This window comes from Planktotalea arctica, assembly GCF_002105285.1.
In the GTDB taxonomy this organism is placed as follows: Bacteria; Pseudomonadota; Alphaproteobacteria; order Rhodobacterales; family Rhodobacteraceae; genus Planktotalea; species Planktotalea arctica.
Genome location: NZ_MUHR01000024.1, coordinates 1 through 5,995, shown reverse-complemented (window position 1 = coordinate 5,995; position 5,995 = coordinate 1). Strand labels below are relative to the sequence as shown.

General features: G+C 51.6%; 2 tRNA genes and 3 rRNA genes. All 5 read right to left on the bottom strand.

Annotated features, from left to right (window positions below):
- Positions 1-36: 36 nt before the first annotated feature.
- A 5S ribosomal RNA gene (gene rrf / locus B9P63_RS16835) occupies positions 37-151 on the bottom strand.
- A gap of 219 nt (positions 152-370) precedes the next feature.
- Positions 371-3,210: ribosomal RNA gene (locus tag B9P63_RS16830) — 23S ribosomal RNA — on the bottom strand.
- 437 nt (positions 3,211-3,647) lie between these two features.
- Positions 3,648-3,723: transfer RNA gene (locus B9P63_RS16825), tRNA-Ala, on the bottom strand.
- Between the two features lie 8 nt (positions 3,724-3,731).
- Positions 3,732-3,808, bottom strand: a tRNA-Ile gene (locus B9P63_RS16820).
- Positions 3,809-4,090: 282 nt separating this feature from the next.
- Positions 4,091-5,569: ribosomal RNA gene (locus B9P63_RS16815) — 16S ribosomal RNA — on the bottom strand.
- The 16S, 23S and 5S rRNA genes sit together here with 2 tRNA genes alongside, the layout of an rRNA operon.
- Positions 5,570-5,995 lie beyond the last annotated feature (426 nt).

Sequence of the window (5,995 nt, the reverse complement as noted above, 5' to 3'; positions counted from 1 at the left end):
TTTCACCGACATGATATATAGGTTTTGGATTACTGGGATTGGCGGTGACCTACTCTCCCACGTCTTAAGACGCAGTACCATTGGCGCGGTGGCACTTAACTTCCGGGTTCGGGATGGGACCGGGTGTTTTGCTCACGCTATGACCACCAAACCAAGTAATCCAAAAAGGAAACACGCAGTGTTTCGCGGTGGGAGGCAGCTTGTTTTGCAAGCAAAACATGCGTTCCCACACAGTCGTAAACTGGGCGCTTCCTAAAATTAACAACGAAGCGAGTGTTTCGCTTCAAATTAACGTTGTCCAAGTCGTTTTCGACTTATGGTGTTGTGTATGCTTCTGTTTAATCAGTTACAGTCTGTGCTGTTACTGGATCAAATCAAGCCTATCGGACGATTAGTACTAGTCAACTGAGCGTATTACTACGCTTACATCTCTAGCCTATTGACGAGGTGGTCTACCTCGGTCCTCAGGGATACCTTGTTTTGAGGGGGGCTTCCCGCTTAGATGCCTTCAGCGGTTATCCTGTCCGATCATAGCTACCCAGCACTGCTCCTGGCGGAACAACTGGTACACCAGTGGATCGTTCACCCCGGTCCTCTCGTACTAGGGGCAACTCCTCTCAAGTATCCTACACCCACGGCAGATAGGGACCGAACTGTCTCACGACGTTCTAAACCCAGCTCACGTACCTCTTTAAACGGCGAACAGCCGTACCCTTGGGACCTGCTCCAGCCCCAGGATGAGATGAGCCGACATCGAGGTGCCAAACACTGCCGTCGATATGGACTCTTGGGCAGTATCAGCCTGTTATCCCCGGCGTACCTTTTATCCGTTGAGCGATGGCCCTTCCACTCGGGACCACCGGATCACTATGGCCGTCTTTCGACTCTGCTCGACTTGTCAGTCTCGCAGTCAGGCTGGCTTCTGCCATTGCACTCAACGAGCGATTTCCGACCGCTCTGAGCCAACCTTCGCGCGCCTCCGTTACGCTTTAGGAGGCGACCGCCCCAGTCAAACTACCCGCCACACAGGGTCCCGGACCCAGATAATGGGCCGCGGTTAGACATCAAGCAATGCAAGGGTGGTATCTCAAGGGAGGCTCCACCAAGACTAGCGTCTCGGCTTCAAAGCCCACCACCTATCCTGCACATGCATGGCCTGATGCCAGTGTGAAGCTGTAGTAAAGGTGCACGGGGTCTTTCCGTCTAACCGCGGGAAGCCTGCATCTTGACAGGCAATTCAATTTCGCTGAGTCTATGTTGGAGACAGCGGGGAAGTCGTTACGCCATTCGTGCAGGTCGGAACTTACCCGACAAGGAATTTCGCTACCTTAGGACCGTTATAGTTACGGCCGCCGTTTACCTGGGCTTCAATTCAGAGCTCTCACCCCTCCTTTTAACCTTCAGGCACCGGGCAGGCGTCAGACCCTATACGTCGTCTTACGACTTCGCAGAGCCCTGTGTTTTTAGTAAACAGTCGCCACCCCCTGGTTTGTGCCCCCAGCTCCAAGTTGCCTTGGAACCGGGCCTCCTTCTCGCGAACTTACGGAGGTATTTTGCCGAGTTCCTTCAACATAGTTCTCTCAAGCGCCTTGGTATTCTCTACCTATCCACCTGTGTCGGTTTAGGGTACGATCTTATAGGAGGGCTATTTCCAGGAACCCGTTAGCAGCCCATTCAATCCAATAAGGATGAACTACGTCTCGGATCCGTCACCACTCCACGGCCCAGGAATATTAACCTGGTTCCCATCGACTACGCCTTTCGGCCTCGCCTTAGGGGTCGGCTTACCCTGCTCAGATTAGCTTTAAGCAGGAACCCTTGGATTTTCGGCGAGAGTGTCTCTCACACTCTTTGTCGCTACTCATGTCATCATTCTCACTAGTGATCTCTCCACCGGATCGCTCACGCGCCGGCTTCACAGAAAGCTCCTTGTGTCCAACACCTTCCGAAGAAGGCTAAAGACACATGGAACTATGTCACACTACGCTCTGCTACCATGCACTACGTGCATCCTAAGCTTCGGCTCATGGCTTGAGCCCCGTTACATCTTCGCCGCAGGACAACTTATTTAGACCAGTGAGCTGTTACGCTATCTTTAAAGGATGGCTGCTTCTAAGCCAACCTCCTGGTTGTTTTGGTCGTCCCACCTGCTTTCCCACTTAGCCATGAATTAGGGGCCTTAGCTGTAGGTTAGGGTTGTTTCCCTCTCCACTACGGACGTTAGCATCCGCAGTGTGTCTGCCGACTAGTACTTCTCGGTATTCGGAGTTTGATTAGGATCAGTAAGGCTGTAGGCCCCCATTACCCATTCAGTGCTCTACCCCCGAGAGTATTCGGTCGACGCTCTACCTAAATAGATTTCGCAGAGAACCAGCTATCTCCGAGTTTGATTGGCCTTTCACCCCTAGGCACAGCTCATCCCGATCTTTTTCAACAGATGTGGGTTCGGTCCTCCAGTTAGTGTTACCTAACCTTCAACCTGGCCATGCCTAGATCACTCGGTTTCGGGTCTGATCCATCTAACTCATTCGCCCTATTAAGACTCGCTTTCGCTGCGCCTACACCTAACGGCTTAAGCTTGCTAGATAGACCAAGTCGATGACCCATTATACAAAAGGTACGCCGTCACCCCGCAAGGGGGCTCCGACTGATTGTAGGCGTTCGGTTTCAGGTACTGTTTCACTCCCCTCGTCGGGGTGCTTTTCACCTTTCCCTCACGGTACTGGTTCACTATCGGTCAGTAAGGAGTACTTAGCCTTCGAAGGTGGTCCTCCGATCTTCAGACAGAATTTCACGTGTTCCGCCCTACTTAATACGTCCTCTCATGCTTCATATACGGGACTGTCACCCACTATGGTTGGCCATTCCAGACCATTCTATTCACAATTGAGGCTCGGCTGGTCCCCGTTCGCTCGCCGCTACTAGGGGAGTATCAATTGATGTCCTTTCCTCCGGGTACTTAGATGTTTCAGTTCCCCGGGTTTGCTCTTATAAACCTATGTATTCAGTCTATAAGTACCTGGTTTTACACCCTGATAACCATCTAACCGAAGCTAGATAATAACAGAATATAATCAGGTGGGTTGCCCCATTCGGAAATCCATGTATCAAAGCCTATTCTCGGCTCCACATGGCTTATCGCAGAGTATCACGTCCTTCATCGCCTCTTACTGCCAAGGCATTCACCAAACGCCCTTCTCGCGCTTGATTTGATCCAGAAAGAGCAAGACTTACGTCATGCAGGGACACGCAAGCTGGTAAGCAACGCATCCACGCTTCCTAAATCAAAAGCATACATTTTCCCGCCCATACCATTCGGTATGGACAATGAGTGGCTCTATACGTGGCACCATCCGTGCAGGAGGTAACCACAAAACCACTCTGGTTAGTGTACTTGACTTGGACAACCTGTTCGTTTCGGACGGGATATTCAAAAAGATCCGAGGAAGGGATCTGGAAGAACCTTCTACAAACCGAAGTCTGTAGAACCGCACCGAGGTGACTACGTTACTCCGCAGCACCAAACAGTGTTGTTAATTTTTCTCTATATACGATGTGAAGTATTCGACTTCTCTGAGAGAAGAAGAATGTCGTCCAATCGGACGGTTAAACACTCGAAAGTGCTTAACGATCTGATTGAGAAGTTATGGTGGAGCCTAGCGGGATCGAACCGCTGACCTCCTGAATGCAAATCAGGCGCTCTCCCATCTGAGCTAAGGCCCCAAAAGTTATGGTGGGTCGAGGAGGACTTGAACCTCCGACCTCACGCTTATCAGGCGTGCGCTCTAACCACCTGAGCTACCGACCCAGCTGATCCTGCTTGCAGGATCGACGTCGCGCTGACCGATGTGTGCCAGGCAAACATCAAGAAGCGCCGCTACCAGACGGTAACAGGTATTCCACCGCATCAACGCGGCGTTGATGCAAATATTCTTGCCTAAGCAAAAACAGGACTGAAGAGATATGAGGACGGCTCGGTCCGACCAGATCACGAAGGAAAACGTGTCTGGCAATTTTGAACAGCTTTGTTTGCTGTTCTGCTAAGTGTTTCTAGAGATTAGCAAGCTAATCTGACCGGAAACATCCTTAGAAAGGAGGTGATCCAGCCGCAGGTTCCCCTACGGCTACCTTGTTACGACTTCACCCCAGTCGCTGATCCTACCGTGGCCGCCTGCCTCCCCGAAGGGTTAGCGCAGCGTCGTCGGGTAGAACCAACTCCCATGGTGTGACGGGCGGTGTGTACAAGGCCCGGGAACGTATTCACCGCGTCATGCTGTTACGCGATTACTAGCGATTCCGACTTCATGGGGTCGAGTTGCAGACCCCAATCCGAACTGAGACAGTTTTTTGGGATTAACCCATTGTCACTGCCATTGTAGCACGTGTGTAGCCCAACCCGTAAGGGCCATGAGGACTTGACGTCATCCACACCTTCCTCCCGCTTATCACGGGCAGTTTCTTTAGAGTGCCCAGCTTAACCTGCTGGCAACTAAAGATGTGGGTTGCGCTCGTTGCCGGACTTAACCGAACATCTCACGACACGAGCTGACGACAGCCATGCAGCACCTGTATCTTATCCAGCCGAACTGAAAGCTCCATCTCTGGAGCGACGATAAGTATGTCAAGGGTTGGTAAGGTTCTGCGCGTTGCTTCGAATTAAACCACATGCTCCACCGCTTGTGCGGGCCCCCGTCAATTCCTTTGAGTTTTAATCTTGCGACCGTACTCCCCAGGCGGAATGCTTAATCCGTTAGGTGTGTCACCGAACAGTATACTGCCCGACGACTGGCATTCATCGTTTACGGTGTGGACTACCAGGGTATCTAATCCTGTTTGCTCCCCACACTTTCGCACCTCAGCGTCAGTATCGAGCCAGTGAGCCGCCTTCGCCACTGGTGTTCCTCCGAATATCTACGAATTTCACCTCTACACTCGGAATTCCACTCACCTCTCTCGAACTCAAGACTAGCAGTTTCAAAGGCCGTTCCAGGGTTGAGCCCTGGGATTTCACCTCTGACTGACTAGTCCGCCTACGTGCGCTTTACGCCCAGTAATTCCGAACAACGCTAACCCCCTCCGTATTACCGCGGCTGCTGGCACGGAGTTAGCCGGGGTTTCTTTACCAGATACTGTCATTATCATCTCTGGCGAAAGTGCTTTACGACCCTAAGGCCTTCATCACACACGCGGCATGGCTGGATCAGGCTTGCGCCCATTGTCCAAGATTCCCCACTGCTGCCTCCCGTAGGAGTCTGGGCCGTGTCTCAGTCCCAGTGTTGCTGATCGTCCTCTAAAACCAGCTATAGATCGTAGACTTGGTAGGCCGTTACCCCACCAACTATCTAATCTAACGCGGGCCAATCCTTTCCCGATAAATCTTTCCCCCGAAGGGCTTATACGGTATTACTCTCAGTTTCCCGAGGCTATTCCGTAGAAAAGGGTATGTTCCCACGCGTTACTAACCCGTCCGCCGCTCGGTTATAATCCGAAGATCATAACTGCGCTCGACTTGCATGTGTTAGGCCTGCCGCCAGCGTTCGTTCTGAGCCAGGATCAAACTCTCAAGTTGAAAGGCCATTACTGACCTATCCTTGACGTCGAACCTTTGCACATCGAATGATTGTTCAAATCATTCATCTTTCTGTCTGTTGTGCTTAAAGTTACCAAAGTAACCGAAAGCCGTCCAAACAGTGAAGCTGACACTACATCATCGGACCTAAGCCCTAGTAGCGCGATATGCCGAGGTTGATCCATCGAATGAACCAAACCGCCCACATATCTCTTCAGTTTTCTATCAATTTCAAATAGCGTTGAGACAACTAATAACAAGATGCGCCGTTTCTTTCCAGCGCGCCCCGCCTTAACTACCTCGATTTTACTTCCGATCTTCGCTTCCGTTTCCGGCCGCTCCGACCAACCGCGCCGCTGTCTGCGTCGCCGTTGAGAGGGGTTCTAGTGTTACTTCCAAACAGTCGCAAGCGCTTTTTTCAGGAAT